The following is a 26,828-nucleotide window of genomic DNA, read 5'->3' on the forward strand; positions in this document are numbered from 1 at the left end:
CCTTATTATGGGGACATGATCCTCACCACGACTCCCCAGGTGGAAGGGCGCCGCATCCAGGCTTACCTGGGCATCGTTTTCGGAGAGGCCATCGTGGGGGGCGGGGTAGGCGCCTGCGCCTTGGTTCGGTGACACAAAGGCCCGGGAAAGTCCTTCTGGGGCCCCCGTTGCGGCTTGGGCCGCAACGGGGTACTTGAGGCGGGCCCGGGAAGTGGCCCTAGCGGAGCTGGCAGAGGCCGCTCGTCGCTTGGGCGCGGACGCCGTGGTGGGCGTGGACTTGGACTACGAGGTTCTGGGCTCGGGCAACTCCATGCTCATGGTCACCGCCAGCGGCACCGCGGTGAGGCTCGCCCCCTAAACCTCCCGCACCCACACCTCGTGGACCACGGGACGGCCCAGGTAGGGGGCCCAGAAGGGGCTTGCCCGCTTGGCGTAGAGGCGGAACCCCAGGTTGCGGTAAAGCTCCCGGGCGGCTCGGTTGGCCCGGGTGGTGGAAAGCTGCACCCCCCTTACCCCCTTGGCCTTCAGGCAGTCCAGGAAAGCGGTAAGGAGGGCCCTGCCGAGGCCGCGGCCTTGGGCCTTTGGGTCCACGGCGATGTGGAGGTGGGCGGGGTAGGCCTTCCGGGGGGCCTTGGGCCCCGGGAAGAGGAGGAGGCGCAGGAGGTAGCGGAGGTGGGGAAGCCTGGGGCCGTAGCGCCCCAGGAGGAAACGAAGAGATATCCCCGGCAACCGGGCGAGGAGGGCCAGGGCCAGGGGGAGGTGGGCGCAGGCCCCCAGGATGTACCCCACCACCTGGCCTCCCTCCTCGGCCACCAGGGAGCAGCACCCGCCCCTTAGGTAAGGGGCCACGAAAAGCTCCCCCCACAGGGCCTCGCTGGGAAAGGTCCCGGACCCTTCCCGGCCCAGGAGGAGGGTCTTGTGGGATAGGTGGGCGATGGCGGGAAGGTCCTCCGGGCGGGCCGGGCGCAGGGTGGCCACCCCTCCAGTTTAGAATGGCCCTGGTGCGCCGCCTGGCTCCTTGGCAGTGGCTTCTTCTCCTCTTCCTCCTCTACCTGGGGCTGGGGGAGGCCCTGAGGCTCTGGCTTGGGCTTCTATGGACCGAGCGCCTTCTGGTGGTCCTGGCCGCCTTGGGGGTCTGGGCCTTCGTCAACGGCCGTTTTGTCTTCGCCTACTACCACGCCCTCCTCTCCACGGCCCGGGTGCGCCGCCTGCCCCTCTTTCCCGGGCCGGGGGAAGGGGAGCACCTTGTGGTCCTGGCCCCCCACCCCGACGACGAGGTGCTGGCGGCGGCGGGACGCATGCGCCGCACCTGGGAACGGGGAGGACGGGTGAGCGTGGTCTACCTCACCTCCGGGGACGCCTTTGACCTGGCGGCGGGAAGCCCCTTGCCCTCCCGGGAGGCCATGCGCCGCTTGGCCCTTAGGCGGATGGTGGAGGCCTGGCGGGGATTGGAGGCCCTGGGCCTTCCCCGGGAGAGCGCCTATTTCCTGGGCTTCCCCGACCAGGGCCTCTTTCACCTCTTCACCACCCACTACTACCTGGCCTACGAGAGCCCCTACACGAGCCTCAGGGCCGTGGCCTACCCGGGGTGCTACCGCCCGGGGCTTCCCTACACGGGAAAGGCCTTGGAGGCCACCTTGGTGGAGCTTCTAGAGCGCCTAGACCCCACCCGGATTCTCCTGCCAAGCCCCCTGGACGCCCACCGGGACCACCAGGCCACGGCCTACTTCGGCATGCAGGCGGCGGCTTCTTTGGGCCTCGAGGGCCGCCTGGAGTACTACCTCATCCACGGGGGCTACCAGTACCCCTTGCCCAAGGGCCTCCACCCCAGGCTGCCCCTCTACCCCCCGCCCAGGGGGAGGGGGCTTCCCTGGCAGCGCTTTCCCCTGAGCGAGGAGGAGGTGCGCCTCAAGGAGAAGGCCATCCGCGCCCACAAAAGCCAGATGCGGCTTCTCTCCCGTTTCCTCCTGGCCTTCGTGCGGCAGAACGAGCTCTACAGCCCCCTTCCCGTTCCCGCCAAGGAGGCCCTAGCCCCGGAGGAGGAGGGGTGGGCCATCTTTGAGGGGCGGGAGCTCCTCTAGGCTTTCCAGGCCGAAAACCTCCAGGAAGCGCTGGGTGGTGCCGTAGAGCTTGGGCCTTCCCGGGGCCTCCTTCTCCCCCACCACCCGGATGAACCCCCGTTCCAGAAGGCTTTCCAGAACCCCCTCGGCGCTTTTCCCCCGCATGGCCTCGAGCTCCGCCCGGGTGAGGGGCTGGTGGTAGGCGATGAGGGCCAGGACCTCCAGGGCCGCCTTGGAGAGGCGGGGCGGGGTGGGCTTGAGGACCTTCTCCACCGCCGGGAGGACCTTTTCGTGCACCAAAAGCCGCCACCCCCCCGCCACCCGCTCCAGGGCCACCCCCAGGTGGCCCTCCCGGAGGTCGGCCTCCAGAGCTTTGAGGGCCCTTAGGATGGCCTCTTCCGGGTGGCCCAGGGCCCTGAGCTCCTTTAGGGAAACGGGCCTCCCTGCGGCGAAGAGCACCGCCAGGATTTCCGCCTTCAAGCCGGGCCCTTCCATGGGCTAGGCGAGGTAAGGGAGGAGGGCCTCCTTGGGAATGGCCCCTTCCCGCAGGACCTCCCCCGTGCGCAGGTCCACCACGCTGGAGGCGAGCCCCCCCGCCTCCCCCGGAAAGACGAAGTCCACGGCGAAGGCCCGGGCCTCGGCCTCGGTGCGCACCGGGGGTTCCCCGCTCCGGTTTAGGCTGGTGGCGGCGGCGTGCCCCCCCACGAGCCGGAGAAGCCCCCGCAGGAGGTCATGGGCCGGCATCCTGAGGCCCACGGAGCCGTCCTTGCTGATCCAGGGGGGAATGCCCCTACCCGGCACCACCACGGTAAGCCCCCCGGGCCAGAAGGCCTCGGCCAGGCGGAGGAACCTCTCCTCCAAAGGGCCCAGGTCCGCAAGCCGGAGGGCGCTTTCCAGGTCCGCTACCAGCACCTGGAGGGGCTTGTCCTCCTGCCTGCCCTTTAGGGCGTAGATCCTCTTGCAGGCGGCCTCGTTCTCCATGGGGGCCAGCACCCCCCAGACCGTGTCGGTGGGGAAGGCCACCAAACCCCCTTCCTTAAGGGTCTTCGCCGCCTCGGTGAGCTCCTTCTGGTATACTTCTACCATGCCAGTCTACCAGTATAAGGCCCGCGACCGCCAGGGCCGCCTGGTGGAGGCCACCATTGAGGCCGAGGACCTGCGCACCGCCGCCAGGCTTCTCCGCGACCGGGGTCTTTTCGTGGCCGAGATCAAGGAGCCGGGGCGGGGCCTCCAGGCCGAGGTGCGCCTTCCCGTTTTGGAGAGGGGCCCCGGCCTCCGGGACCTCGCCATCTTCTCCCGGCAGCTCGCCACCATGCTGGGGGCGGGCCTCACCCTCCTCCAGTCCCTGGCCATCCTGGAGCGCCAGACGGAGAACAAGAAGTTCCGGGAGATCCTCAAGGAGGTGCGCGCGGACATAGAAGGGGGCATGGCTTTCTCCGAAGCCCTGGCCAAGCACAAGCTCTTCTCCCGCCTCTACGTGAACCTGGTGCGGGCCGGGGAGACCTCCGGGGGCCTGGATGTCATCCTGGACCGCCTGGCCACCTTCTTGGAGAAGGACCTGGAGCTCAGGGGCAAGATCCGGAGCGCCATGACCTACCCGGTCATCGTCTTCGTCTTCGCCGTGGGCGTGGCCTACTTCCTCCTCACGGGGATCGTGCCCCAGTTCGCCCAGATCCTCACCGACCTGGGCTCGGAGCTTCCCCTCCTCACCCGCTTCCTCATCGCCGTCTCCAACTTCCTGCGGGCGGCCACCCTGCCGCTTCTCCTCCTCTTCGTGCTCCTCTTCTTCGCCTACCGCTGGTACTACCGCACCCCCCAGGGGCGCAGGGTGATTGACCGCATCAAGCTCAGGGTGCCGGTGTTCGGCAACCTCAACCGCAAGACCGCCGTGGCCCGCTTTTCCCGCACCCTGGCCCTCCTCCTCACTAGCGGCGTGAACATCGTGGAATCCCTGGACATCACCAAGGGTACGGCGGGCAACAGCGTGGTGGAGGAGATCGTGGAAGGGGCCAAGCTCAGGATCCAGCAGGGGGATCCCCTGAACCTCACCCTGGCCCAGCACCCCTTCGTCTTCCCCCCCATGGTGAGCTCCATGGTGGCCATCGGCGAGGAGACGGGGGCTTTGGACACCCTGCTTTCCAAGATCGCCGACTTTTACGAGCGGGAGGTGGACGAGGCGGTGGCCAGCCTCACCGCGGCCATAGAGCCCCTCATGATCATCTTCCTGGGCGTCATCGTGGGCATGATCGTGGCTGGGATGTTCCTGCCCCTCTTCAAGATCATCGGGACCCTCTCCGCGCAATAAGCCCCTCCGCCACCTCCGGGGGGACCGGCATCACGGAAAGCCGGTTCCCCCTCTTTACCAGGGGGTGGTCTGGGGGGAAGAGGGCCTTGAGCTCGGCGAGGGGGATGAGGGGCCACCGTTCCAGGAAGGCTACCTCCACCGTGTACCAGCGGGGCTTCTCGGGGGTGGCCTTGGGGTCGTAATAGGGGCTTTCCGGGTCAAACTGGGTGGGGTCGGGGACGAGGGTTCGCACCACCCGGCAAAGCCCGGCGATCCCCGGGGGGGTTGCGCCGGAGTGGTAGAAGAAGCAGAGGTCGCCCTCTTCCATCCGCATCAGGTAGTTCCGGGCCTGGTAGTTCCGGACCCCGTCCCAGACCGCCCTTCCTTCCCGCTTCAGGTCCTCAATGCTGTAGACCTCGGGCTCGGACTTCAAGATCCAGTAGGCCACGCCCCAAGTCTAAAGGGGGGTTTAGCCTGGCGTCATGGGTCCGGGCGGGCTAGGGAGGAAGATGGGGGCATGGGTTCCCTGGTTCCCCTCTTGGCCCTGGCCCTCGCGGCCTGCACGGTGACCGTTTCCTTCGTTCCTCCTACCATCCAGAACCTCTGGACCCAGGACCGCTACTGTACCTACAAAACCACGCGGGTGGACTTCAGCTTTGACTTCTCCGGGGTCCTCACCCGTCTGGACGTCTACCTCCTGGACGACGGCCAGACCCCCCACCAGGCCCGCCCCGGGCAAAAGGTGGCGAGCCTTTCCACCTTTACCGCGGGCCAGGGCCGGGCTACGGGTTACGTGGACGTGGCCCCGAGCCAGATCCAGCAGGGCCTGAGCCCCCAGGGGATCATCGTGGAGCCGGTGGGGAACAAGCGCCTCTGGGTGCAGGGCTTCAACGTGAACGCGCCCTCGGAGTTCGTGAGGAGTTCCGTGGTCATGGTCCCCGACAGCACGGGGGCCTGCGACCCCCTGAACACGGCCCCCTGAACCTCTGCTACCCTGAGGGCGTGCCGGTCCGGCCTGGCCTAACCCGGGAGCTTGCCTCCGAGCTCAAGGCCCTTTTCGGCGGGAGGGTCCTCCTTGCTCCGGCGGAGAGGGCCCCCTACCGCTACGATGCCATCCTGGTGGGGGAGGCCCCCCTGGCCGTGGTCCTGCCCGAAACCCGGGAGGAGGTCCAGGCCCTGGTGCGCCTGGCCCGGGAGCACGGGGTACCCCTGGTTCCCCGGGGGGCGGGAAGCGGCCTCTCGGGAGGGTCGGTGCCCTTAGGGGAGGCCATCGCCGTGGCCTTCACCCGCATGACCCGCCTGCAGGTGGATCCCGTGGCCCAGACCGCCTGGGCCGAGCCCGGGGTCACCACCGCCCGGATCTCCGAGGCGGCGAGGCCCCTTGGCCTCTTCTACCCCCCAGACCCCGCCTCCTACCGCACCAGCACCCTGGGGGGAAACCTGGCGGAAAACGCCGGGGGGCCCCTCTGCTTCAAGTACGGGGTCACGGGGGACTACCTTTTGACGCTGGAGTGGGTGGACGCTTGGGGGGAGGTCCACCTTCTGGACCGCAGGGCCTACGACCTCCCGGGGCTTCTCATCGGCTCCGAGGGCACCTTGGGCCTCATCACCGGGGCCAGGGTGCGGCTTCTTCCCCTGCCCCGGTACCGGGCCACGCTGATGGCGGTCTTTCCCGGGGTGGAGCCCCTGGCCGAGGCGGTTTCCCAGGCGGTGGCCCTGGGGGCCGTCCCGGCCCGCATGGAGTTTCTGGACCCGGTCTGCGCGGGCGCCGTGGAGGACTACCTGAGAATGGGCCTTCCCCGGGACCGGGCCCTTCTCCTGGTGGAGACGGACGGGGACGAGCCGGAGCTTGTGGAGGAGGAGCTTTCCCTGGTGGAGGAAAGCGCCCGGCGCCACGGGGCCCAGGTGGTCCGCGCGGGAAGCGAGGCGGAGGCCGAGGCCCTCTGGCGGGCCAGGCGGGCGGTGAGCCCGGCTTTGGGCCGCATCCGCCCCAAGCGGGTGAACGAGGACATCGCCGTGCCCCGCTCCGCCCTGCCCCAGGTGGTGCGGGAGATCCGGGCCCTGGGGGAGGCCTTTGGCCTCATCGTGGCCCAGTTCGGCCACATCGGGGACGGGAACCTCCACCCCAACATCCTCTTTGACCCCAGAAGGGAGAGCGAGGAGAAGGTCTGGGAGCTCGCCCACGAGATCGCCCGGGTGGCCTTGCGGCACGGGGGGGTGCTTTCCGGGGAGCACGGCATCGGTCTGATGAAGCGGGACTTCCTGCGGGAGGCCTTGGACCCGGAGACCCTCGAGGCCCTGCGCTGGGCGAAGGAGGCCATGGACCCCGTGGGCCTCTTCAACCCGGGCAAGGTCCTTCCCTGAGGTCGGTTTTCACACGGGCTTCACCGCCTGGGGCAGAGAATGGGATCGTGGAAGGGCTTTACCGGGCCCTTTACCTCCTCGCCTGGATAGGCCTTCCCCTGGGCGTGGGTCTTCAGCTCCTGGCCCGCCCTCCTAGGGGCTGGTAGGACTGGGCCTATCCCCTTTTCGGCCTCCTCTTTCTGGCGGCCCTCAGGCAGGGGCCCAAGAGGGCGCCCCGCCTCCTGGTCCACACCCTGGGGGCCTACCTCCTCTTTGAAGCGGCGCGAGCCCGAGAGGCTTGGTGGGTGGTGGGCTTCTGGTCGCCCTCTTTGTACCTGCTTTCCGCCTTCGCCTATCCTCTGCCCTGGGCCCTCCTTGCGGGCGCTTTTTGGGGAGGGGCTTTGGCCCTCTTCCCCCTCTGGGTGGGCCAGGGGCCGGGCCTGGCGTACGGCCATTTCGCCTTGGCCCAGCCTGTACTTCTGGCCCTCACGCTCCTCCTCGCCCGCTTCCGGGAGCTTTACGGCCAGGTGCGCTTCTGGCGGGAACAGGCCCTCACCGACACCCTCACCGGCCTACCCAACCGCCGGGCCCTGGAGATGGCCCTGGAGCGGGAGGCAGCCCGGGTGGAGCGCGGAGAGGAGCCCTTTAGCCTGGTGCTTCTGGACCTGGACGACTTCAAGAAGGTGAACGACGAGAAGGGCCACCCGGAGGGGGACAGGCTTCTTAGGGAGGTGGGGCGTTACCTGGTGGCCCACGTGCGCAAGGGGGACCTGGTGGGGCGGTGGGGGGGCGAGGAGTTCGCCCTCCTCTTGCCCAAAACCCCTGGGGGGCAGGCGGTCCACCTGGTGGGAAGGCTTCGGGAAGGCCTAAGGAAGCTGGGGGTCACGGCGAGCTTCGGGGTGGCCACCTACCGGGGGGACCTTTCGGACCTCTACCGCCGGGCGGACCAGGCCCTCTACCGGGCCAAGGAGAAGGGCAAGGACCAGGTGGCCCGCTCCACGCTGGAGCTAGGGTAGGCGGTAGCCCGCCCCCTTGAGCACCGCCTTCGCCCGCTCCTTTTCCTCCCGGGTGGCGAAGGAAAGCCGGAGGGCCCCCGCCGCCTCCCGGATGGTGAGGACCTCGATGTCCTTGATGTTGACCCCGGCCTCGCCGAGGGCGGTGGCGATCCTGGCGATCTCCCCGGGGCGGTCCGGCACCTGGACCACCAGGTCGTGCATCTCGGGGAGGAGGCTCCGCCGCACGATGGGGAGGCTGTCCCGGGTGCGCTTGGCCTCCTCCGCCGCCTCAAGAAGCCCCTCGGGGTCGTCCAGCAGGCCTTCCAGCTCAAGGAGGACGCCCCGGAGCTCCTCTATGGCCTCCTTCAGGGCCTCCTTGTTCTCCACCACCATGTCCCGGCTCATCCTCGGGGACCCGGAGGCTACCCGGGTGAGGTCGCGAAACCCTCCCGCCGCCAGGAACATGAGGAGGTCCCGGTGGGGGTTTCGCCCCACCATGCGGTTTAGGGCGAGGGCCAGGAGGTAGGGGAGGTGGGAGATGCGGGCCACCAGCTCGTCGTGGAGGAGGGGGGGGACCTCCAGGGGGTAGGCCCCCAGGGCCTCCACCAGCTGGCGCACCCCTTCCTTGGCCCTGGGGCTCGTCCTCTCCGTGGGGGTGAGGACCCAGACGGCGTTCTCCAGGAGCCCGGCGTGGGCGTTTTCCACCCCCGCCCGTTCGCTTCCCGCCATGGGATGCCCCCCCAGGTAGTGGGGGAGGAGGCCTTCCAGCAGGGCCACCACCTTCCCCTTCACGCTTCCCACGTCGGTCCAGAGGCTTTCCGGGTGGGCCAGGGGGGAGAGGGCCTCCCCCAGGGCGGGCAGGGCCCCCACGGGGGCCGCCAGGACCCCTAGGGAAAGCCCCTCTACCCAGGGACCGAGCTCGGTGTGCACCCGGTCCACCGCTCCCAGGAAGAGGGCCTTCTCCAGGGCCACGGGGTCCTGGTCGTAGGCGTGGACCTCCTCGGCCAGGAAGCGCTCCTTGAGCCCCAGGGCCACGCTCCCTCCCAGAAGGCCCACGCCGAAGACGCCCACCTTGCCGAAGAGGGGCCTCATCCCAGGACAGGGGCGGCCAGGGTCTTGTCCAGGGCCGCGGCGAGACGGCGCACCTGGTCCATGAGCCTGGCGAACTCGTGCTCGTGGAGTTGCTGGGCGGCGTCGGAGAGGGCCTTCTCCGGCTCGGGGTGGGTCTCCACGATGAGGCCGTCGGCTCCCGCGGCGAGCCCCGCCAGGGCCAGGGGGAGGACCCACTCCCTCTTGCCCGCCGGGTGGGAGGGGTCCACCCAGACGGGGAGGTGGGTCCAGCTCTTGAGGACGGGCACCGCCGAGACGTCCAGGGTGAAGCGGGTGGCCTTCTCAAAGGTGCGGATGCCCCGCTCCACCAGGATGACCCGCATGTTGCCCCGGGAGAGGATGTACTCTGCGCTCATGAGGAACTCCTCCAGGGCCATGCTCATCCCCCGCTTGAGGAGGACGGGCTTGCCCGCTTCCCCCACCGCCTGGAGGAGGGGAAAGTTCTGAGCGTTTCTGGCCCCGATCTGGAGGACGTCGGCGTACTCGGCCACGAGCTCCACCTGGTCCGGGGAGAGGACCTCGGTGACCACGGGAAGACCGGTCTCCCTCCTGGCCTCGGCCAGGATCTTTAGGCCCTCCACCCCCAGGCCTTGGAAGGCGTAGGGGCTGGTGCGGGGCTTGAAGGCCCCGCCCCGGAGCATGTGGGCCCCGTGGGCCTTCACGTAGCGGGCGGCCCTTAGGGTCTGCTCATGGGACTCCACCCCACAGGGGCCCGCCGCCACCATCACGTGGTCCCCCCCGGTCCGGCCCGTGGGGAAGTCCAAGACGGTGGGGAAGGGTTGGACCTCGAGGCTCGCCAGCTTCCAGGGCTTGGAGATGGGGATGACCTCGGCCACCCCGGGCAGGGCCCGGAAGTGCTCCATGAGCTCGGGGGTGGGCCCCCGGCCGATGGCCCCCACCAGGGTGGTCTCCACTCCTTGGGAGACATGGGGCCGGTAGCCCACCTTCTCAATCTCCCGGACCACCTCCCGAAGCTCTTCCTCCGTGTACCCCCGCTTCATCACGATCAGCATGGCTTCCCTCCCAAAGACTTCGGGCGCCCCCTTTTTGGGGGCGCCCTGGGTGCGGTGAAGACCTACGCGGACCGCAGGGCGCCCCCGGCGGGATAATAAAAGCCGAACTGGCGCCCTAGGGTCCGCATAGTTGCTAAAAGCTTAGGCCAGATGGGCCCCTTTCGTCAAGCACCTCCAGGCTGGCCCCGGTGGGGTCCCGGTAGGCGCCCCGCTCCACGCCCTGGGGGGCGAGGAGGGCGTAGGCCACAAGCCCCGTGGCCCCCGGGGGCGCCCTGCGCCTCCCGGCCCAGGTGTTGGCGCCCACATGGTGGTGGTAGCGGTCCCAGGCGAAGAAGAGGGCCCCGGGGTAGGTGCGGAGGGTCACCTCCATGCCGAGCCTCCCGGCGAAGAAGGCCTCCGCCTCCCGGAGGTCTTCCACGTGCAGGTGGAGGTGCCCGAGGAGGGTTTCCGGGGGGAGGGGGGTGGGCTTGGGGTTCTCGGCGAGGAGCTTTTCCAGGCTCAAAGGCGCCGTGAACATGAGGGGGCCTTTGGGCCACTCCCCTTGCGGGCGGTCCCGGTAGAGCTCGAGGCCGTTGCCCTCGGGGTCGCAAAAATAAAGGGCCTCGGAGACCCCGTGGTCCGCCGCGCCCTCAAAGTGGACCCCCGCCTCCAGCGCCCTGCGGAAGACCCCGGCGAGGGCTTTGCGGTCCGGAAGGAGGAGGGCGAAGTGGTAGAGGCCCACCGAGGGGTGGGGCCTTAGGGGGGCCTGAAGATCGTGGATTAAATCCAAAAAGAAGCCCCGGCCCTCGGGGAAGAGGCGGTAGCGGGGCGGGTCCGCTTCCACCCGTAGTCCCAGGAGGTCCCGGTAGAAGGCCAGGGCGGCTCCCAGGTCCTTGACCCTGAGGCTCAAGGAGAGGAGCCGCCCTTGGGGCTTCATGCGCCCACCCTCTCCTTGGCCGCCACCAGCTCCGTGTCCACGCTGAAGCGCACCTCCTCGCCCACGAGAAGCCCCCCGGCCTCCAGGGGCATGTTCCAGGTGAGGCCGAAGTCCTTGCGGTTCAGCTTCCCCCCAAAGTGGGCCGCCAGGCGCTCGTTGCCCCAGGGGTCCTTCACGGGGCCAGAGGTTTCCACCTCAAAGGCCATGGGCCGGGTCACGCCCCGGAGGGTGAGCTCCCCTTCCACCTGGTAGCGGCCCTCCCCCAGGGGCGTGATTTTCTCGCTTTTGAAGACGATTTCCGGATAGTTCGCCACGTCCAGGAAGTCCGGGGAGCGGAGGTGGTTGTCCCGGTCGGCCACGCCGGTGTGGATGCTCGCCGCGTCCAGGCGGGCCTCCACCTGGATGGGCTTCCCGCTTGGATCGGTCTCCACGTAGCCTTCCTTGAGGTTGAGGGTGCCTTTTACCGTGGCGATCACCATATGCCTCACCGCAAACTCCACGCTGGTGTGGGTGGGGTCAAGGTTCCAACGCATGGGCTTGCCTCCTTGGGCCTAGGGCCCAAGGCTACGCTACCTCAATCGCTATAAAATGTCAAGCGCTATTCGGGATAGTAGGAGGGCCGGAAGGGAAGCCCCAGGGCTTCGGCGAAGGCCTGAAGGCCCAGGCGGTCGGGCTCTTCCAGGTGGTAGCGGAAGTTCCAGAGGTAGTGCTCCATGAGGGCGGGGTGGACCCCAAGCCTCTCGGCCTCCCGCCCGGCCACCTCCCCCAACCGGGCCAGGCCCTCCCGCCTGGCCCGCCTCAGGGCCTGGACCAGGGCCTTGGGGGGCGGGTTCTCCTTCCGGTAGGCCCAGACGGCGAAGACGAAGGGGAGGCGGGTCTTTTGGAACCAAAGGACGGAGAGGTCGGTGACCTGGACCCCGCCCAGGCTTGTGGGGAGGGCGTGGGGGGTTTCGGGGAGCCCCGGGAGGAGGGCGGCGTAGGCCTTTATGGCCTGGTCGCCGATGAGGAGCACCGCATCGTAGGCGGAAAGGAGCTCGAGGCCCCCCCTAGCCTCCTCGTAGCGGGGGTGAATGCCCTGCCTTTCAAGAAGGAACTTGAGGAGGGCCACGCTGGTGGCGCTTTCCGTGGTGAGGGCCACCCGCTTTAGGTCCCTTAGGGGCAGGCGGTGGAAGAGGTTCACGGAGTAGACGGGCCCGAGGACCGCCACGGAAAAGTCCGGCAGGAGGCCCAGGGCCTCCTGGTGCCGGAGGTAGGCGTAGCTGGAGGCCAGGGAAAGGTCCAGCCTTCCCTCCAGAAGCCAGGCGTTGAGGGCGGTGGGGGGGGCGTGGACCACCGAGAACCCCTCCGGCCTTAGGAAGTGGACCAAGGGGGCCACGTTGGCGTAGGGAGGAAAACCCACCCGTAGGGCCCTCATACCCTGTTTCTCCCGAGGCCTACCCCGGGCTGGGGTGGGATCAGGCCCAAAGGCGCACCTCCCGGTAGAGGGCGTCCCGCTCCACGGGGATCCGGCCCGCCATGAGGATGATGCGGGCGAGCTCCCTCTTGGAAAGCCCCTGGGGCGTGGGGCTTCCCGCCATGTGGACGATGCGCTCCTCAATGAGGGTGCCGTCTATGTCCGTCACGCCCCAGTCCAGGGAGACCTGGGCGAGCTCGGGGGTTAAGGTGGCCCAGTAGCCCTTGATGTGGGGGAAGTTGTCCAAATAGAGCCGGGCCACCGCCAGGTTCCTGAGGTCGTCCAGCCCCGTGGTGAACTCCCTCTTGCCGAGCTCCCGGGCGAGCTGGTTCCCGTCGGGCTGGAAGGCCAGGGGGATGAAGCTCATGAACCCCCCCGTCTCGTCCTGGAGGCGGCGCAGGCGGTCCATGTGGTCCAGACGCTCCTCCAGGGTCTCTATGTGCCCGTAGAGCATGGTGGCGTTGGTGGGGATGCCCAGCTCGTGGGCGGTGCGGTGGACCGCAAGCCACCCCTCCGCCGAGACCTTGGCCCGGGCGATCTTCTTGCGCACCCTCTCGGCGAAGATCTCCGCCCCGCCTCCCGGCATGGCGTCCAGGCCCGCTTCCTTCAGGGCCTCTAGAACCTCCCGGTAGGGCAGGCGGGCGATCTTGGAGAAGTGGTGGATCTCCGCCGCCGTCCAGGCCTTGACCTGGACCCCGGGGAAGCTCTCCTTGAGGGCCCGCACCAGGTCCAGGTAGTAGGAGAAGGGCCTCTTGGGGTGGTGGCCTGCGGTCATGTGGATCTCGGTGAGCCCGGGCTGGTAGCGCTCCCTTACCCAGGCCACCACCTCTTCCACCTCCCAGTCCCAGGCCCCCTCCTCGCCAAAGCGCCTCTGGAAGGCGCAGAAGGTGCACCCCACGTAGCAGATGTTGGTCTGGGAGACGCGGATGGAGTGGACGAAGTAGGTCTTGTGCCCGTGCTTCCGCTCCCGCACCAGGTTGGCGAGGCGCATGAGGGTGGGAAGGTCCTTGGTCTCGTAGAGCACGAGGCCGTCCTCAAAGGAAAGCCGCTTCCCCGCAAGCACCTTCTCGGCGATGGGGAGGAGGCGGGGGTCCCGGATCCCTCTCACGCCCTGGAGTCTACTCCCCTTGGAGGCGCCGGACCAGGGCTTCCACCTCCCTTCGCCTTCCCCCCACGCTCCTCTCCGGCAGGAGGTTCCTCAGGTAGCGGTCGGTGAGGAGGAGGTCCACGTAGGGGTAGACCGTGGCCGCCATGACCGCGTCCAGGAGGTCCGAGGGGCGGGGCTTGCGGTGGGGATCGGAGGCCATGCGGGCCAGGAGGTGGGCGAGAAGCCTTACCAAGGGCACTTCCTTAAGCCCGGTGCGCGCCCGCACCTCCCTTAGGGCCAGGGCGTGGGCCTCCCCGTAGGGAAGCCCGCGGAGGGCCTCGGGGAGCCCCTGGAAGGGGGAGAGGTCCGCCGGGACCTCCCAGCTTCCCTCCTCGGAGAGGAGGTCTTCCCGGTAAAGCCCCCTCTCCTGCCTTACCGCCACCTCCGGCCAGGGCCGGACCCAGTAGCCTCCCGAGAGGGCGGTGAAGACCTCCTTGAGGGCGGGAAGCAGGTAGCCCGCCTTCTCCTCAGGACCCCGCTGGGGGTAGAGGGTTTCCAGGACGTGGAAGGGGCTCGGGGGGGCAAGGGCTTTCCCCCTCAGAGCCTGGAAGAGCCTGCCGAAGGCCTCGTGCCCCCTCTGGCCCAGGAGGTGCTTGGCCATGCGGCTGGCGTGGTTTTGGTCCAGGTAGACCAGCACCTACTCCTTGGCCCGCGCCAGCCACAAGGCGGCGCTTAGGAGGGCCACCCCCCCGGCGAAGAGGAGGAAGTCCAGGGCCTCCTGGGGTTTGAAGGCCAGGGCCTTTTCAAAGAACTTCACCACCAGGATCATGACGATCACCTGGCCCAGCTTGTTCTTGAGGTCGGCCAGGCTTTCCACCGCCAGGACGTTGTCCAAGGGCACCTCCAGCTTGCCGATAAAGAGCTCAAAAAGGCCCACGCCGAAGATGAGGAAGACGGCGGAGAGGAGGGCCAGATCCACGGCCCCCACCAGGGCGGGGAGGGCGGCCTCGAGGCCCTGCCCCAGGGCAGAACCGGCCTCCAGGAGGGCGTGCCAGGCGAAGTAGAGGGCCCCGAGGAGGAGGCCCGCCACCGGCAGGACCATGACCCAGCGCACCAGGTTGGTCAGGGCGTCAAAGAGGCCCATGGGAGGATTCTAGGGCACGTAGGGGGCGGGGCCCGGGGTCAGGGTGGAGGTCCTTTCCACCAGGGTGGGCTCAAAGCGCACCTCCCGGGGGGCCCCCGCGTAGCCCTGCATCCTCTCCAGGAGGAGCTGGGCCGCCCGGGCCCCCATGGCCTCCACCGGCTGGGCGATGGTGGAAAGCCCCACCTCCTCGGCGAAGGGGTGCCCGTCAAAGCCCAGGACCCGCACGTCCCGCCCCGGGGTGAGGCCGAGCCTCTGGGCCTCCTCCAGGACCCCCAGGGCCACCTGGTCCGCCCCGGCGAAGACATTGAGGGGCGGGGAGGCCTTTTCCAGGAAGTGGCGGAGGGCGAGGCGCCCCCCCTCCTGGGAGAGGCGGGTGACGTAGAGGTGGTCCTCCGGGAAGGGGCGGCCCGCCTCCTTCAGGGCCTCCCGGAAGCCCGCCATGCGCTCGGCGAAGACGGTGTGGCGGAAGGCCCGGTCGGGCTCCTCCTCCACCTTGATGGCGAAGACGGCCCCGGGGAAGCGGGCGAGGTAGGCCCCGGCGAGCCTGCCCCCCAGGAAGTTGTCCAGGTAGACTGAGTCGTACCGGGGGTTCTTGGCGTCCACCAGGACCACGGGGCGGTCGGTGGGGAGGCGGCCCTCCTCAAAGTGCTCCGTGAGGTCGTAGGAGGCGAGGATGAGGCCATCGGTGAGGTAGGCCAGGGTGGAGCTCTCCAGGTAGCGCTTGAGCCGGGCCTGGGAGAGGATGGGGAAGAGGGCCAGGTCGTAGCGCTTTTCCAGGAGGACCCCCTCGAGGCCTTCTATGAGCCTGCGGTAAAACTCCGTGGCCACGAAGGGCAGGAGGACGCTCACCGTGTAGCTCCGCCCCCCGGCGATGCGGCGGGCGTGGGGGTTGGGGGTGTAGCCCAGCTCCTCCATGGCCCTGAGGACCCGGGCCCGGGTCTCGGGGCGCACCGCGGGGTGGTTGTTGAGGACCCGGCTCACCGTGCCCAGGCCCACCCCGGCCCGGGCGGCCACCTCGTGGATGGTGGGTTGCTTCTTCTTCATGGCGTGTGGAAGCGCTTCATGGAAACTTCCATCTTAAGGATACCCCAAGGTCCCGGCCTTTGCAAGAATGGGGGCATGGCCTACCTCCTCCTGGCCTACCTCCTGGGCTCCTTGGTGGGGGGGCTCCTCTTCTTCCCCGAGGTGCGGGAGAGGGACCTTCCCGGGGGCTCGGGGGTCTTCCGCCGCAAAGGTCCCTGGGCCGCCCTGGTGGTGGTCCTCTTTGACCTGGGGAAGGGGGTTTTGGCGGCCCTCCTCACCCCTCCTGAGCTTCGCCCCTTTGCGGGGGCGGCCTTGGTGGCCGGCCACAACTGGCCCCTTTGCTTCCGCTTCCGGGGAGGCGGGGGGATCGCCCCCTCCTTGGGCTTCTTCCTGGCCTGGCTTCCCGAAGAGACCCTCTGGGCTGCGGCCCTGGGCCTTGGGGTGGCGGGGGCGTACCACCTCCTCTACTGGGGGCGAAGGCGGAAGGGGGTGTATCCCATCCCCTTCGGGGCCATGTTCGGCTACCTGGCCCTCTTCCTCCTGGCCCCGCCCGAGGGCCGGCTGGGGGCGCTTTGGGTGGCGGGGGTGGTGGCCTTGAGGGGCCTGCAAATCCTTAGGGGAAGATGGTAGCTTTAGGGCATGAAGATCCTGCGCTTCAACGAGGGTCGCTGGGGGATTCTGGAAGGGGAGCTGGTCTTGGAGACGGACGCCCCCGGGGGCAACCCCACGGGCAGGCGGTACGACCTGGCCTCGGTGCGCCTTCTGGTGCCCGCCACCCCCAGCAAGATCGTCTGCGTGGGGCGGAACTACAAGGAGCACATCCGGGAGATGGGGCACGACTTCGGGGAGGACCTGCCCAAGGAGCCGGGCCTTTTCCTGAAGGCACCCAACGCCCTGGCCCACCCCGCCAACCCCAGGGACCCCGGGAACACGGGGGACGCCGTGCCCTACCCCTTCTTCACCCAGGAGCTCCACTACGAGGGGGAGCTTGCGGTGGTGGTGGGGGACCGGATGCGGGACGTCCCCCCCGAAAAGGCCCTGGACCACGTCCTGGGCTACACCATCGCCGTGGACATCACCGCCCGGGACGCCCAGAAGAAGGACCTGCAGTGGGTCCGGGCCAAGAGCGCCGACAAGTTCCTCCCCTTGGGCCCTTGGATTGAGACCGACCTGGATCCCCAGGACACCTGGGTGCGCACCTACGTCAATGGGGAGCTCCGCCAGGAGGGGCACACCTCCCAGATGATCTTCAGCGTGGCGGAGATCCTCTCCCACATCTCCGGCTTCATGACCCTCGAGCCCCTGGACGTGGTCCTCACCGGCACCCCTTCCGGGGTGGGGGCGCTAGGCCCCGGGGACCGGATAGAGGTGGCGGTGGAGGGCATCGGCACCCTCCACACCCGCATCGGCCCCAAGGAGGAGAGGCCGTGGTAGAGGTCTTGGATCTCGGCTTTCAGGGAGCGGAACGGGTCATCGCCAGCTTCCTCCTCAGGACCGAGGAAGGCCCCCTCCTCATAGAGACGGGCCCTGAGAGCACCTATCCCCGCCTGGTTTCCGCCCTCAGGGAGCGGGGAGTGGCCCCCGAGGAGGTGCGCCACGTCTTCGTGACCCACATCCACCTGGACCACGCCGGGGCCGCTTGGCGCCTGGCGGAGCTCGGGGCCACGGTCTACGTCCACCCCAAGGGGGCCCCCCATCTGGTGGACCCCTCGAGGCTTCTGGCCTCCGCCGAGCGCATCTACGGGGCCATGCTCAGGCCCCTCTGGGGGGAGCTTAGGGGCATTCCCCCGGAAAGGGTCCGGGTCCTGGCCGATGGGGAGAGGGTGGAGGTGGGTGGGGTCAGGGTGCAGGCCCTGGAGACCCTGGGCCACGCCAGCCACCACCACGCCTACTTGGTGGAGGGCCTCCTCTTCGCCGGGGACATCGCCGGGGTGCGCATCGCCCCGGGACCCGTCCTTCCCCCCACGCCGCCCCCGGACATCCACCTGGAGAGCTGGTACGCCTCCTTGGACCGTCTCCTGGCCTTGCGCCCCGAGGCCCTTTACCTCACCCACTTCGGGGCCTATGGGGACGTGGAGGCCCACCTCCAGGCCCTGAGGGAAACCCTGGAGGCCTGGGCGGGCTGGGTGCTCCACCGCCTAAAGGAGGGGCTCTCCCAGGAGGAGATGACCCGGCGCTTTGAGGCCTACTGGCGGGAGGGCTTGGGAAGGGCGGGGGTAGAGGAGGCGGGCATGCGCCTTTATGAGCTCGCCGACCCCCCCTATATGAACCTCCAGGGTTTGGTGCGCTACTGGCAGAAGCACCACCCCGAGGCCTTGGAGGGGTAGATGGTCTGGCCTTTTCCCCTGGGCCGGAGGGCCCGGATGGCCGTCTTCGCCTCCGGGAGGGGGACGAACCTCGAGGCCCTCCTCCAGGCCTTCCCCCAGGGGCACCCCTTGGGGGAGGTGGTCCTGGTGGTCTCGGACAACCCCTCCGCCTTGGCCCTGGAGCGGGCAAAAAGGCGAGGGATAGAGGCCCAGGCCCTCCCCTGGCGGGGGCGGAGGGCCTTTGAGGGGGAGGCTTTGGGGCTTCTGGAGGAACGGAGGGTGGACCTCGTCCTCCTCGCCGGATTCATGCGCCTCCTCTCCCCCGCCTTCGTGGAGGCCTGGTACGGCCGCCTCCTCAACATCCATCCCTCCCTCCTTCCCGACTACCCGGGGCTTGACGTCCACCGGAGGGTCCTGGAGGCCGGGGAGAGGGAGACCGGCTCCACGGTGCACTTCGTGGACCAGGGGATGGACACCGGGCCCATCCTCCTCCAGGGGCGGGTGCCCGTCCTGCCCGGGGACACGGAGGCGGTCCTCGAGGCCCGCGTCCTACACCTGGAGCACCGCCTCCACCCCCGGGCCGTGGCCCTCCTCCTCCTGGGCCTCGCCTTTCCCCCGCCCGAGGGGCTTGAGGGCCTCCTGGGAGAGGAGGCGGCGCGGGCCTTCCAGGCCCTCTCCCCGCGGGAGAAGCCCCTCTACCTCCGGGCCTGGGCCCTCCTCAGGGCCTGGGGGAGGGAGGCCTTGGCGAGCCCGGCCTTCTTGGGCCGGGGAGGGGAGTGGGGCAGGGGGGCCTTCCTCGCCGCCCACCTCCTGGCCCAGGACCACCCGGCCCTGAGGGCCGAGGTAGCCTCCCTCCCGGAGGCGGTGCGCCGGGAGGTGGAGGCGAGCCTCCACCGGGTAGAATCCTCCCTATGAGGGTTCTGGTGGTGGGAGGCGGGGGGCGGGAGCACGCCCTCCTCTGGAAGGCGGCGCAGAGCCCCCGGGTGGAGAGGCTCTACGCCGCCCCCGGCAACGCCGGCATGGAGGCCCTGGCCGAGCTCGTCCCCTGGAACGGGGACGTGGAGGCCCTGGCGGACTGGGCCCTGGCGGAGGGGATAGACCTCACCCTGGTGGGCCCCGAGGCGCCCCTGGTGGAGGGCATCGCCGACGCCTTCCAGGCCCGGGGCCTCCTGGTCTTCGGCCCCACCCAGAAGGCGGCCATGATTGAGGGCTCCAAGGCCTTCGCCAAGAGCCTCATGGAGCGCTACGGCATCCCCACGGCGCGCTACCGGGTCTTCCAGGAGCCCCTGGAGGCCCTGGAGTACCTGGAGGAGGTGGGGGCGCCCATCGTGGTCAAGGACTCGGGGCTCGCGGCGGGGAAGGGGGTCACGGTGGCCCTTGACCTGCACCAGGCCAAGCAGGCGGTGATCAACCTCCTCTCCGGTCCCGAAGGAGGGGAGGTGGTGGTAGAGGAGTACCTGGAGGGGGAGGAGGCCACGGTCCTGGCCCTCACCGACGGGGAGACCGTCCTGCCCCTCCTCCCTTCCCAGGACCACAAGCGCCTCCTGGACGGGGACCAAGGCCCCATGACCGGGGGGATGGGGGCGGTGGCCCCTTACCCCATGGACGAGGCCACCCTGAGGCGGGTGGAGGAGGAGATCCTCTGGCCCCTGGTCCGGGGCCTCCGGGCCGAGGGGGTGGTCTACCGGGGGGTGGTCTACGCTGGGCTCATGCTCACCCGTGAGGGCCCCAAGGTCCTGGAGTTCAACGCCCGCTTCGGCGACCCCGAGGCCCAGGCGGTCCTCCCCCTTCTGGAGAACGACCTGGTGGACCTGGCCCTCAAGGTGGCCGAGGGGCGGCTTGCGGGGACGAGGCTTTCCTGGAGGGAAGGGGCGGCGGCCTCTGTGGTCCTGGCCGCCCCGGGCTACCCCGAAAACCCCAGGAAGGGGATCCCCCTCCACCTCCCCGAGCCCCCGGAAGGGGTTTTGGTCTTCCACGCCGGGACCCGGAGGGAAGGGGGCCGCCTGGTGAGCGCCGGGGGGCGGGTCCTGAACGTGGTGGGCCTGGGGAGGGACCTGGGAGAGGCCCTGGAGCGGGCCTACGCCTTCGTGCCCCGGGTGGGCTTTCCCGGGGCGGTGTACCGGCGGGACATCGGCCGGAGGGCCCTGGCCCGCCTCAGTACCTGAGCCTGGCCAAAGGGAGCCTCCCGCAGGCGCGGAGCACCGCCCCCAGGGTGCGGAGCCCCCTCTCCTTTAGGAGGGGGACCATCCGGACGAAGACCTCGGCGGTCATGAGGGCGTCCCCCAGGGCGGTGTGCCTTCCCAAGACGGGCACCCCGAAGCGCTCCGCCAGGGTTTCCAGGCGGTGGTCCTCGAGGTCGGGGAAGAGGAGGTGGGCGAGGAGGAGGGTATCCACCAGGGGAGGGTGGTCTATCCCCGCCCGCTTGAGGAAGGCCACGTCAAAGGCCCCGTTGTGGGCGAGGAGGACGGTGTCCTCTATGAAGGCCTGGAAGGCGGGCAGCACCTCCTCCAGCCGGGGCTTTCCCCGGAGCATCTCCCAGGTGAGGCCGTGGACCTCCTGGGAGGCCTTGGGGATGGGGCGGCCCGGGTCCACCAGGGCCTCGTACACCTCGTGGCGGAGGACCCTGGTCCCCAGGACGTGCACCCCCCCGAGGGCGAGGATGGCGTCTTTGGCCGGGTCCAGCCCCGTGGTCTCCAGGTCAAAAGCGGTGTAGAGGAGGCCCTCCAAGGGGGCTTCCTCCAGCGCCTCGGGGACCTGGAGGAGAGAGAGGTCAAAGACCTCGGCCCGGGGCGGGGGGCCTTCGGGCAGGGAGAGCCTCGGGGCCTTGCGGGCGGGGAGGAGGAGGTGGAGGCGGCTTCCCTCGGCCCAAAGGCTTCCCCCGCCCTTCTCCACCGCCTCCTTGAGGAGGGGGTGGGGTGGGGGAGCGGGGTGGGGGAAGGCGAGGGTGAGGTGGAGGAGGCCGCCCTCCCCCTCCGCCCCCAGGAAGACCTCCTCGTTTTCTTTCAGGGTGGCGGCCAGGCCCCGGGCCAGGGCGTAGGTGTCCGCCCGGACCAGGAGGGTCCGGGCCTCCTCCCCCAGGGCCAGGCCGGGGTGGACCCCCGCCTCCCGCTCCAGGGCTTGGGAGAGGAGGGCCAGGAGGTCCTCCGCCAGGACCTCCGCCGCCCCCGAGGGGGGCTTGAGGTTCTGGAGGAGCCGGGCCAGCTCCAGGGCCGCTTCCCGGGCGGCTTGGGCCAGGGGGCGGGCCTCCTGGGCCTCGGCCTCCAGGAGCTCCACCAGGGCCTTTAGCCCGGCCAGTTTGTCCTTCAGGCGGTGGAGGGCGGCCTCCTCCAGGCCCCCTTCCCCCGGGGGCTCTTCCAGGATCACCAAAAAGCCCTCCTCTCCCTGGAGGGGCAGGGCCCTAAGGGCCAGGGGCCCTGCCCGGGTCTGGGTGAGGAAGCGCTCCCCGGGAAGCCCCAGGGCGTGGACCAAAAGCCCCCGGTCCAGGAGGGCGAAGAGGCTCTTCCCCACCCCCAGGCCCTCCCCCAGAAGCCGCCGCGCCGGAGGGTTGTAGAGCATGACCTGGCCCTTGGAGTTGGCCAGGACCACCCCTTGGGGCAGGTGGCCGATGAGGGCGGAAAGCACGCCCCGCTCCCGTTCCAGGAGGGCCTTGGCTTCGGCCACCCTGGCGGCCACCTCCTTTTCCAAGGCGGCCCTCTCCTCGGCCAGGCGCTGGATGAGGCGGGCCAGGGCCTGAAGCTCCAGGGGGCCTCTTAGGGATAGGCGGTGGCCGGGGTTGGCCAGAAGGGCCAGGGCCTCCTGCCCCAGGGCCCGGGTGGCCACCAGGTAGCCCAGGAAAAGGGGGTGGAGCAGGGCGGCCAGGACCATGAGGAAGAGGAGGAGGGCGAAGAGGAGAAGGGGAAGCCTCTCCCGGGCCAGGCGGGAAAGCTCCCGGGCCAGGGCCTCCTCCCCCTGGAGGAGGAGAAAGAGGCCTAGCCCCACGGCGCCTCCCAGGAGCAAAAGCCCCAGGAGCAGGGCCCCGAGGAAGCGGAGGGCGTTTCTCATCCTAGAAGCTCCTCCACCTTGCTCAGGAGTTCCTGGATGCCGAAGGGTTTGGCCATGAAGGCCTCGGCTCCCAGGGCCTTGGCCTTGGCCCGGTCGGCCTCCCGGTTCCTGGCGGTGAGGATGAGGACCTTGGGCCTACGGGAAAGCCTTTGGATGCGTTCCAGGACGTCAAAGCCGTCCAGGCCGGGGAGCATGAGGTCCAGGACCACCAGGTCCGGGGGGAGGGCCTCCAGGTGGGCCAGGGCTTCCTCCCCCGTGCGGGCCAGGGCCACCTCATGCCCCGCCCTCTTCAGGAGAAACTCCAGAGGGATCAGGATGCTTTCCTCATCGTCCACCACCAGGATCCGCACGCTCCACCTCCAAGGGCAGGGCGAAGGCGAAGACGGCCCCCTCCCCTTCCTCCAGCCAGATCCGCCCTCCCAGGGCCTCCACGAGCCTCCGGGCCAGGAAGAGCCCGAGCCCCGCGCCCCCGGCGAAGCTCCGGAAGGGCTCAAAGATGCGGGGCCGCAAGGCCTCGGGCACCCCGGGGCCGTCGTCTCCCACCCGGAAGAGGGCCTCCCCCGCCTTCTGGCCAAGCTCCAGGCGCACCCGGCTTCGGGCGTGGCGTAGGGCGTTGTGGAGGAGGTTCAGGAGGACCTGGAGCACCCGGTCCCGGTCGGTGAGGGCCCGGACCTCCTCCAGGTGGACCTCCATTGTAACCCCCTTTTCCCGGGCCAGGGGCTCGGCCAGGGCCAGGGCCTCCCCGGCCAGGGCCTTCAGGTCCGTGGGCTCCAGGCGGAGGGGCAGGCCCCCTTGGAGGCGGGTGTAGGCCAGGACCTCCTCCACCAGGCGGGAGAGGCGGAGGGCTTCCTTGGCCAAAAGCTCCGTGAAGCGGCGGCGCTCCTCCTCGGGGAGGTCGGGGTGGGCCTTGAGGATCTCCGCCAGGGCCCGCACCGAGGTCAGGGGGGTCTTGAACTCGTGGGCCACGGCCCAAAGGAGCTCGTCCTTGGCCTGGTCCAGGGCCTGGAGCCGCTCGTAGGCCTCGGAAAGCTCCCTCCTGGCCTCCTCCAAGGCCTTGGCGTAGGCCCGCACCTCCTTGGACTCCCGGGCCGCCTCCAGCAAGGCCTCCGATGGGGCCTCCCGGGTGGCGGAGAGGAGGAGGAGCCGGGCCGTGGCCGGCCCCACCGCCCCCGCCAGGAGGGCCTCGGCCCGGGCCGCCGCCTCCGGGCCGGAAAGGCCTTGGGCCTGCCGGCGGAAGGCCTCCTCCGCCTCGAGGCCCAGCACCCGCCGGAGGAGGGCGGCCAGCTCCTCCACCTCTCCCGTGCGCCCCTCCTTGGGGGCGGCCCCCCGGGTGAGGAGGGAGACCCCCAGGGTCAGGCCCAGGTTCAGGAGGAGGCTGGCCAGGAAGCCGTGGGTGATGGGGTCCAACCCCCTCACCCCCAGAAGCCCCTCGGGGTGGAGGAGGGGGTGGGGGCCCTGGAGGAAGGCCTGGGGGAGCCAGCCCGAACGGGCCAGGGCGGGGAGGAAGAGGGTGTAGGCCCAGAGGGCCATGCCCCCCAGGAGGCCCGCCAGGGCCCCTTGGGCCGTGGCCCCTTTCCAGTAGAGGCCCAGGAGGGCGGGAGGGGCGAGCTGGGCCACCGCCGCGAAGGAGAGGAGGCCCATCCCCACCAGGGCGTAGGCCTCCCCCGCCAAACGGAAGTAGAGGTAGGCCAGGAGCATCACCGCGAAGATGGTGAGCCTGCGCCAGAAGAGGAGGCTTCCCAGGGCGCGGAAGCGGAGGAGCAGGGGGGAGAGCAGGTGGTTGGAGACGAGGATGGAAAGGGCCAGGCCCTCCACCACCACCATGGCCGTGGCGGCGGAGACCCCGCCCAGGAAGGCCAGGAGGGCCAGGGAGGGTCCCACCTCCAGGGCCAGCCCCAGGACGTAGAGGTCGGGGTCTTCCTGGGGAAGGGAAAGCCGTCCCCAAAGGGCCAGGGGCACCACCGGCAGGTTGATGAGGAAAAGGTAGAGGGGAAAGGCCCAGGCGGCGTGGGGAAGATGCCGGGGGTCCACGTTCTCCACCACGCTCACGTGGAACTGCCGGGGCAGGAACAAAAAGGCCAGGCCCGAGAGGACCACCAGGGCTCCCCAGGCCAGGTGGCCGGAAACCCCCTCCGGGGGGAGGAGCAGGGGGAGGAGGTCGGGCCGGGAGAGGGCCTTGGGGAAGGGGTTTCCCAGGAGAAGGAGGACCGCGGCCCCCACCAGGAGGAAGGCCAGGAGCTTCACCAGGGACTCAAAGGCCACCGCCAGCACCAGGCCCTGGTGCCGCTCGGAGGGGTCCAGGCGGCGGGTGCCGAAGAGGACGGCGAAGAGGGCGAGGAGGAGGGCCGTGGGCAGGGCCACGTCCTGCAAGGGGGCCTTTTCCCCGCTCAGGAAGAGGAAGGCCTGGGCGATGGCCTTGAGCTGGAGGGCGAGGTAGGGGAGGAGCCCCACCGCCAGAAAGCCCGCCGCCAGGCTTCCCAAGAGGGGGTGGCCGTAGCGGAGGAACAGGTAGTCCGCCCAGGAGGTGAGGCGGTGGGCCCGGGCCAGCTCCAAGAGCCTGCCGTGGAGGAAAGGCCAGAGGAGGAGGACCAGGGTGGGACCCAGGTAGATGGGCAGGAAGCCCGCCCCTTGGGTGGCCGCCCGGCCCACGCTCCCGAAAAAGGTCCAGGCGGTGGCGTAGACCGCCAGGGAGAGGGCGTAGACCCAGGGCCCTTGGGCCCGGGCCCGGCCCCACCCCTCCCCCCACAGGGCCACCAGGAAGAGGAAGCCCAGGTAGAGGAAGAGGCTGAGGAGGAGAAGGGGAGGGCTCATGGCCTGCGGAAGAGGAGGTAGGCCAGAAGGACCACCAGGCCCCAGGCCCCGAAGAGGTAGAGGTAGAGGGGAGGAAGCCCCGAGGGGCCTTGGGGTCTCGGGAAGAAAAGCTCTAGGGGCAGGAGGAAGAGCAAAAGGGCCAACAGGAAGAGGGCGAAGGCCTTTTCCTTCATCGCAGCTGGAAGCGGCTCGCGGTGCTTTCTTGGATCTCTTGGATGGTCCGGAAGCCCTCCAGGGCCTGCCGCTTTTCCCCAGGGCTTAGGGCGGCCCAGAGCACCCGGTTGCCCACGGCCTCGCCCTTCTGCCAGGCGAGGAGCTGGTGCTTAAGCCTTAGGTGGAAGAAGAAGCGGAAGGCCTCGGCCAGGCGCCCGGCCCCCTCCTGGCTCAGGGTGGCCCCGCCCGCCGCCTTGAGCCTCTCCAGGGTGCCCCGGGCGGGGCTTCCCGCCAGGAGGGCGTAGAGCCGGGCCAAGGAGACGATGGGGGCAAGGGCGTGGCGCTTGAGGTCCAAAAAGCCCTCCTCCGTGCGCACCCGGCCGAAAAGGCCCAGAGGCGGGCGGAAGGCCAGGGCCGCCTGGGCCAGGTGGTAGAGGAAGACCCCTCTTTGGCTGCCCTCCAGGACCGCCTTCTCCAGGGGCCTTAGGGAAAGCTCCCCCGCCACCCCCCGGAAGTCAAAGAAGATCTGGGTTTCCAGGAGGGCCTGGGGCTCGGGGGCCTCCATCCACTTGCGGAAGGTTTCCAGCCACGTGGGGAGGGGAAGGCGCCAGCGGGTGGCCATGTACCCCCCCTTGCACTCGGGGATGCCCGCCCTGAGGAGCCCCCCCACCACCCGCTCCGCCAGGGCCTGGAAGTAGGCCTCGTGGCCCCCTTCCCCCAGGGCCAGGGCGTTGTCCTGGTCGGTGAGGAGGGCCTGCTCCCTCCGCCCTTCCGAGCCGAAGACCATGAAGCTGTAGGCCACGGGGGGCGGCCCCAGGGCGGCCTCGGCTTCCTTCAATAGGCGGCGGATGAGGGCATCGTTCAAGGAGGCCACCACCCGGCCGATCTCCACCCCCTCGAGGCCCCGCCCGAAGAGCCCCTCCACCAGCCGGGCCACCTCCTCGGCGTAGCGCGCAAGCTCCAGGCGCTCTATGCGCCTTAGGAGCAGGAGGGGGCTTTGGGCCTGGTGGAGGACCAGGTCGGTGTGGGTGACCACGCCCACCACCCTTTCCCCTTCCAGGAGGGGCAGGTGGTGGATCCCCCGTTCCACCATGGCCGCCACCGCCTCGTAGATGGGGGTGTCGGCGGGAAGGGCGAAGAGGGGCGCGGTCCTCACCTCGGCCACGGGGGTGGTGGGGGGAAGGCCCTCGGCCAGCACCCGGTTCCTCAGGTCCCGGTCGGTGAGGATGCCCAAGGGGCTTCCCTCCACCAGCAGACTGGAAACCCCTTCCGCCCGCATCCTTAAGGCCGCCTCCTGGACGCTGGCCGAAGGGCTTATGAAGACGGGCGGGCGCTTGACCAGCCTGCCCACCGGGCTGAAGAGGGAGAGGTCGGGGGCCGCCCGGAGCCGCACCCTGTCCGCCAGGCCCTGGCCGAAGAAGCGGGCGGCCTCGGGGAAAAGGAGAAGCCTCCGGAAGGCCCCCTCGGGGAAGACGAGGAGCCGCACCGGGGTCTTGGCCACCACGCTGAAGGCGGGGGGTTCCCCGGAGAGGAGGGAGGGGAAGCCGAAAAACTCCCCGGCCTCGAGGGTCCCCACCTCCTCTTCCCCGTCCAGGAGGGCCACCTGCCCCTCCAGCACCAGGTAGAGGGCCGGGGCCAAAGCCCCCTCCTGCTCCAGGAAGCGGGTCCCCTGGGGGTGGGCCTCTTCCCGGGCCTCCCGGAGGAGGGCCTCCCGCTCCCCTTCAGGAAGGGCGCTCAGGGGCGGTACCGTCCGGGGGTCCATAGGCGGGGGTGAGCCAGGCCAGGAGGGGGACGAGGAGGTGCAGGGCCACCTGGGCCTGGAGCAGGATGAGAAGCCCTATCCCCAGCATGAAGGCCGGGGGCAGGAGGACGAAAAGCCGCACCACCCGGCCGAGCCCCGGGGGCGGGAGGGGCCAGAGGCGGTGGTAAAGCACCCCAAGCCCCACCCCCAGCCCGGCTCCCAAGGCGATGTGAAAGAGGGTCCTGGGGGTGGGGAAGGCAAGGCCTAGGAGGTAGTGGCCGGTCAGGTAAAAGCCGAAGAGGAGGAGGAGGCTTCCCAGATAAAACCTAAGGTAAAGAAGGGCCATGG

The 26,828-nt window shown here is 69.8% G+C and carries 28 protein-coding genes and 2 pseudogenes; 11 read left to right on the forward strand and 19 right to left on the reverse strand.

Translation table 11 applies throughout. The annotated features are described in order from the left end of the window. Nucleotides 1-15: 15 nt before the first annotated feature. Nucleotides 16-358 (forward strand): annotated as a pseudogene (locus tag ACZ5RK_RS05850) (heavy metal-binding domain-containing protein). Here the strand turns inward: ACZ5RK_RS05850 and ACZ5RK_RS05855 are convergent. After that, entirely contained in the window at nt 355-978 is a 624-nt protein-coding gene (locus ACZ5RK_RS05855; RefSeq protein ID WP_464910023.1) for an N-acetyltransferase family protein, read from the reverse strand. The pseudogene ACZ5RK_RS05850 and the gene ACZ5RK_RS05855 overlap by 4 nt on opposite strands. Nucleotides 979-1,001: 23 nt before the next feature. On the opposite strand from ACZ5RK_RS05855, the gene ACZ5RK_RS05860 reads away from it, so the two are divergent. Further along, nucleotides 1,002-2,081 carry a PIG-L deacetylase family protein gene (locus ACZ5RK_RS05860; protein WP_464910024.1) on the forward strand — a complete coding sequence of 360 codons (1,080 nt, stop codon included), beginning with the start codon at nt 1,002-1,004 and terminating at the stop codon, nt 2,079-2,081. Here ACZ5RK_RS05860 and scpB read toward each other — a convergent pair. Together scpB and ACZ5RK_RS05870 are read right to left on the reverse strand one after the other, a co-directional pair. After that, nucleotides 2,028-2,555, reverse strand: a complete 528-nt coding sequence (gene scpB / locus ACZ5RK_RS05865; RefSeq protein WP_464910025.1) for an SMC-Scp complex subunit ScpB — start codon at nt 2,553-2,555, stop codon at nt 2,028-2,030. The two genes, ACZ5RK_RS05860 and scpB, sit on opposite strands and share 54 nt — an antisense overlap. Before the next feature lie 3 nt (nt 2,556-2,558). Next, nucleotides 2,559-3,146 carry an L-threonylcarbamoyladenylate synthase gene (locus ACZ5RK_RS05870; RefSeq protein WP_464910026.1) on the reverse strand — a complete coding sequence of 196 codons (588 nt, stop codon included), beginning with the start codon at nt 3,144-3,146 and terminating at the stop codon, nt 2,559-2,561. Between ACZ5RK_RS05870 and pilC the strand changes: the two genes are divergently transcribed. Next, on the forward strand, nt 3,145-4,365 hold the full coding sequence (gene pilC, locus ACZ5RK_RS05875; RefSeq protein ID WP_054647603.1) for a type IV pilus assembly protein PilC: 1,221 nt from the start codon (nt 3,145-3,147) through the stop codon (nt 4,363-4,365). The genes ACZ5RK_RS05870 and pilC overlap by 2 nt on opposite strands. Here pilC and ACZ5RK_RS05880 read toward each other — a convergent pair. Continuing rightward, nucleotides 4,340-4,792, reverse strand: coding sequence for an EVE domain-containing protein (locus tag ACZ5RK_RS05880; protein WP_464910027.1), 453 nt, complete (start codon nt 4,790-4,792; stop codon nt 4,340-4,342). The two genes, pilC and ACZ5RK_RS05880, sit on opposite strands and share 26 nt — an antisense overlap. 69 nt (nt 4,793-4,861) lie before the next feature. On the opposite strand from ACZ5RK_RS05880, the gene ACZ5RK_RS05885 reads away from it, so the two are divergent. The 3 genes and pseudogenes from ACZ5RK_RS05885 (at nt 4,862) to ACZ5RK_RS05895 (ending at nt 7,703) form a co-directional block, all read left to right on the forward strand. Next, nucleotides 4,862-5,326, forward strand: coding sequence for a hypothetical protein (locus ACZ5RK_RS05885; RefSeq protein WP_464910028.1), 465 nt, complete (start codon nt 4,862-4,864; stop codon nt 5,324-5,326). 20 nt (nt 5,327-5,346) lie between these two features. After that, the gene (locus tag ACZ5RK_RS05890) at nt 5,347-6,708 is read left to right on the forward strand and encodes an FAD-binding oxidoreductase (protein ID WP_464910029.1); all 1,362 of its coding nucleotides are present in this window, start codon (nt 5,347-5,349) and stop codon (nt 6,706-6,708) included. Between the two features lie 47 nt (nt 6,709-6,755). After that, nucleotides 6,756-7,703, forward strand: a pseudogene (locus ACZ5RK_RS05895) (GGDEF domain-containing protein). Here ACZ5RK_RS05895 and ACZ5RK_RS05900 read toward each other — a convergent pair. The 9 genes from ACZ5RK_RS05900 to ACZ5RK_RS05940 form a co-directional block, all read right to left on the reverse strand. Next, nucleotides 7,695-8,774, reverse strand: coding sequence for a prephenate dehydrogenase/arogenate dehydrogenase family protein (locus ACZ5RK_RS05900; RefSeq protein WP_464910030.1), 1,080 nt, complete (start codon nt 8,772-8,774; stop codon nt 7,695-7,697). The pseudogene ACZ5RK_RS05895 and the gene ACZ5RK_RS05900 overlap by 9 nt on opposite strands. Next, nucleotides 8,771-9,805: a 3-deoxy-7-phosphoheptulonate synthase gene (gene aroF / locus ACZ5RK_RS05905; RefSeq protein ID WP_464910031.1), complete on the reverse strand. Its 1,035-nt coding sequence runs from the start codon at nt 9,803-9,805 to the stop codon at nt 8,771-8,773. Before aroF ends, ACZ5RK_RS05900 begins: the two co-directional genes overlap by 4 nt. A 133-nt stretch (nt 9,806-9,938) precedes the next feature. Further along, nucleotides 9,939-10,721 carry a VOC family protein gene (locus ACZ5RK_RS05910; protein ID WP_464910032.1) on the reverse strand — a complete coding sequence of 261 codons (783 nt, stop codon included), beginning with the start codon at nt 10,719-10,721 and terminating at the stop codon, nt 9,939-9,941. Then, nucleotides 10,718-11,254: a YceI family protein gene (locus ACZ5RK_RS05915; protein WP_464910033.1), complete on the reverse strand. Its 537-nt coding sequence runs from the start codon at nt 11,252-11,254 to the stop codon at nt 10,718-10,720. The genes ACZ5RK_RS05910 and ACZ5RK_RS05915 overlap by 4 nt, the downstream gene beginning before the upstream one ends. A 65-nt stretch (nt 11,255-11,319) precedes the next feature. Further along, nucleotides 11,320-12,135, reverse strand: coding sequence for a menaquinone biosynthetic enzyme MqnA/MqnD family protein (locus ACZ5RK_RS05920; protein WP_464910034.1), 816 nt, complete (start codon nt 12,133-12,135; stop codon nt 11,320-11,322). 40 nt (nt 12,136-12,175) lie between these two features. Beyond that, on the reverse strand, nt 12,176-13,282 hold the full coding sequence (mqnE, locus tag ACZ5RK_RS05925; RefSeq protein WP_464910035.1) for an aminofutalosine synthase MqnE: 1,107 nt from the start codon (nt 13,280-13,282) through the stop codon (nt 12,176-12,178). Nucleotides 13,283-13,292: 10 nt separating this feature from the next. Continuing rightward, nucleotides 13,293-13,958 carry a hypothetical protein gene (locus tag ACZ5RK_RS05930; protein ID WP_464910036.1) on the reverse strand — a complete coding sequence of 222 codons (666 nt, stop codon included), beginning with the start codon at nt 13,956-13,958 and terminating at the stop codon, nt 13,293-13,295. After that, nucleotides 13,959-14,405: a YqhA family protein gene (locus ACZ5RK_RS05935; RefSeq protein WP_054647239.1), complete on the reverse strand. Its 447-nt coding sequence runs from the start codon at nt 14,403-14,405 to the stop codon at nt 13,959-13,961. 9 nt (nt 14,406-14,414) lie between these two features. Then, nucleotides 14,415-15,449 (reverse strand): substrate-binding domain-containing protein, encoded by a 1,035-nt coding sequence (locus ACZ5RK_RS05940; protein WP_464910037.1) that lies wholly within the window; start codon nt 15,447-15,449, stop codon nt 14,415-14,417. Nucleotides 15,450-15,524: 75 nt separating this feature from the next. Between ACZ5RK_RS05940 and ACZ5RK_RS05945 the strand changes: the two genes are divergently transcribed. The 5 genes from ACZ5RK_RS05945 to purD are packed head-to-tail and all read left to right on the forward strand — an operon-like array spanning nt 15,525 to nt 19,899. Then, nucleotides 15,525-16,058 (forward strand): glycerol-3-phosphate acyltransferase, encoded by a 534-nt coding sequence (locus tag ACZ5RK_RS05945; RefSeq protein WP_054647240.1) that lies wholly within the window; start codon nt 15,525-15,527, stop codon nt 16,056-16,058. Between the two features lie 9 nt (nt 16,059-16,067). Continuing rightward, entirely contained in the window at nt 16,068-16,862 is a 795-nt protein-coding gene (locus tag ACZ5RK_RS05950; RefSeq protein ID WP_464910038.1) for a fumarylacetoacetate hydrolase family protein, read from the forward strand. Next, nucleotides 16,856-17,755, forward strand: a complete 900-nt coding sequence (locus tag ACZ5RK_RS05955; RefSeq protein WP_464910039.1) for an MBL fold metallo-hydrolase — start codon at nt 16,856-16,858, stop codon at nt 17,753-17,755. Before ACZ5RK_RS05950 ends, ACZ5RK_RS05955 begins: the two co-directional genes overlap by 7 nt. Further along, nucleotides 17,756-18,649, forward strand: a complete 894-nt coding sequence (gene purN, locus ACZ5RK_RS05960; RefSeq protein WP_464910040.1) for a phosphoribosylglycinamide formyltransferase — start codon at nt 17,756-17,758, stop codon at nt 18,647-18,649. Beyond that, a complete protein-coding gene (gene purD, locus ACZ5RK_RS05965) occupies nt 18,646-19,899 on the forward strand; it encodes a phosphoribosylamine--glycine ligase (RefSeq protein WP_464910041.1) in 1,254 nt (417 codons plus the stop codon). Before purN ends, purD begins: the two co-directional genes overlap by 4 nt. Here purD and ACZ5RK_RS05970 read toward each other — a convergent pair. From ACZ5RK_RS05970 to ACZ5RK_RS05995, 6 genes are read right to left on the reverse strand one after another with little or no spacing between them, the layout of a single operon-like run. Next, nucleotides 19,889-21,775, reverse strand: coding sequence for a 3'-5' exonuclease (locus ACZ5RK_RS05970; RefSeq protein WP_464910042.1), 1,887 nt, complete (start codon nt 21,773-21,775; stop codon nt 19,889-19,891). The two genes, purD and ACZ5RK_RS05970, sit on opposite strands and share 11 nt — an antisense overlap. Then, complete coding sequence (locus tag ACZ5RK_RS05975; RefSeq protein ID WP_054647787.1) at nt 21,772-22,125, reverse strand: response regulator transcription factor; 354 nt, start codon at nt 22,123-22,125, stop codon at nt 21,772-21,774. Before ACZ5RK_RS05975 ends, ACZ5RK_RS05970 begins: the two co-directional genes overlap by 4 nt. Further along, a complete protein-coding gene (locus ACZ5RK_RS05980) occupies nt 22,100-24,586 on the reverse strand; it encodes an ATP-binding protein (protein WP_464910043.1) in 2,487 nt (828 codons plus the stop codon). The genes ACZ5RK_RS05975 and ACZ5RK_RS05980 overlap by 26 nt, the downstream gene beginning before the upstream one ends. Beyond that, the gene (locus tag ACZ5RK_RS05985; RefSeq protein WP_464908423.1) at nt 24,583-24,759 is read right to left on the reverse strand and encodes a hypothetical protein; all 177 of its coding nucleotides are present in this window, start codon (nt 24,757-24,759) and stop codon (nt 24,583-24,585) included. Before ACZ5RK_RS05985 ends, ACZ5RK_RS05980 begins: the two co-directional genes overlap by 4 nt. Beyond that, on the reverse strand, nt 24,756-26,501 hold the full coding sequence (locus ACZ5RK_RS05990; protein WP_464908424.1) for a DUF294 nucleotidyltransferase-like domain-containing protein: 1,746 nt from the start codon (nt 26,499-26,501) through the stop codon (nt 24,756-24,758). Before ACZ5RK_RS05990 ends, ACZ5RK_RS05985 begins: the two co-directional genes overlap by 4 nt. Further along, a complete protein-coding gene (locus ACZ5RK_RS05995) occupies nt 26,461-26,826 on the reverse strand; it encodes a hypothetical protein (protein ID WP_464908425.1) in 366 nt (121 codons plus the stop codon). The genes ACZ5RK_RS05990 and ACZ5RK_RS05995 overlap by 41 nt, the downstream gene beginning before the upstream one ends. Between the last annotated feature and the right edge of the window lie 2 nt (nt 26,827-26,828).

It is taken from the genome of Thermus kawarayensis JCM 12314 (assembly GCF_055393575.1).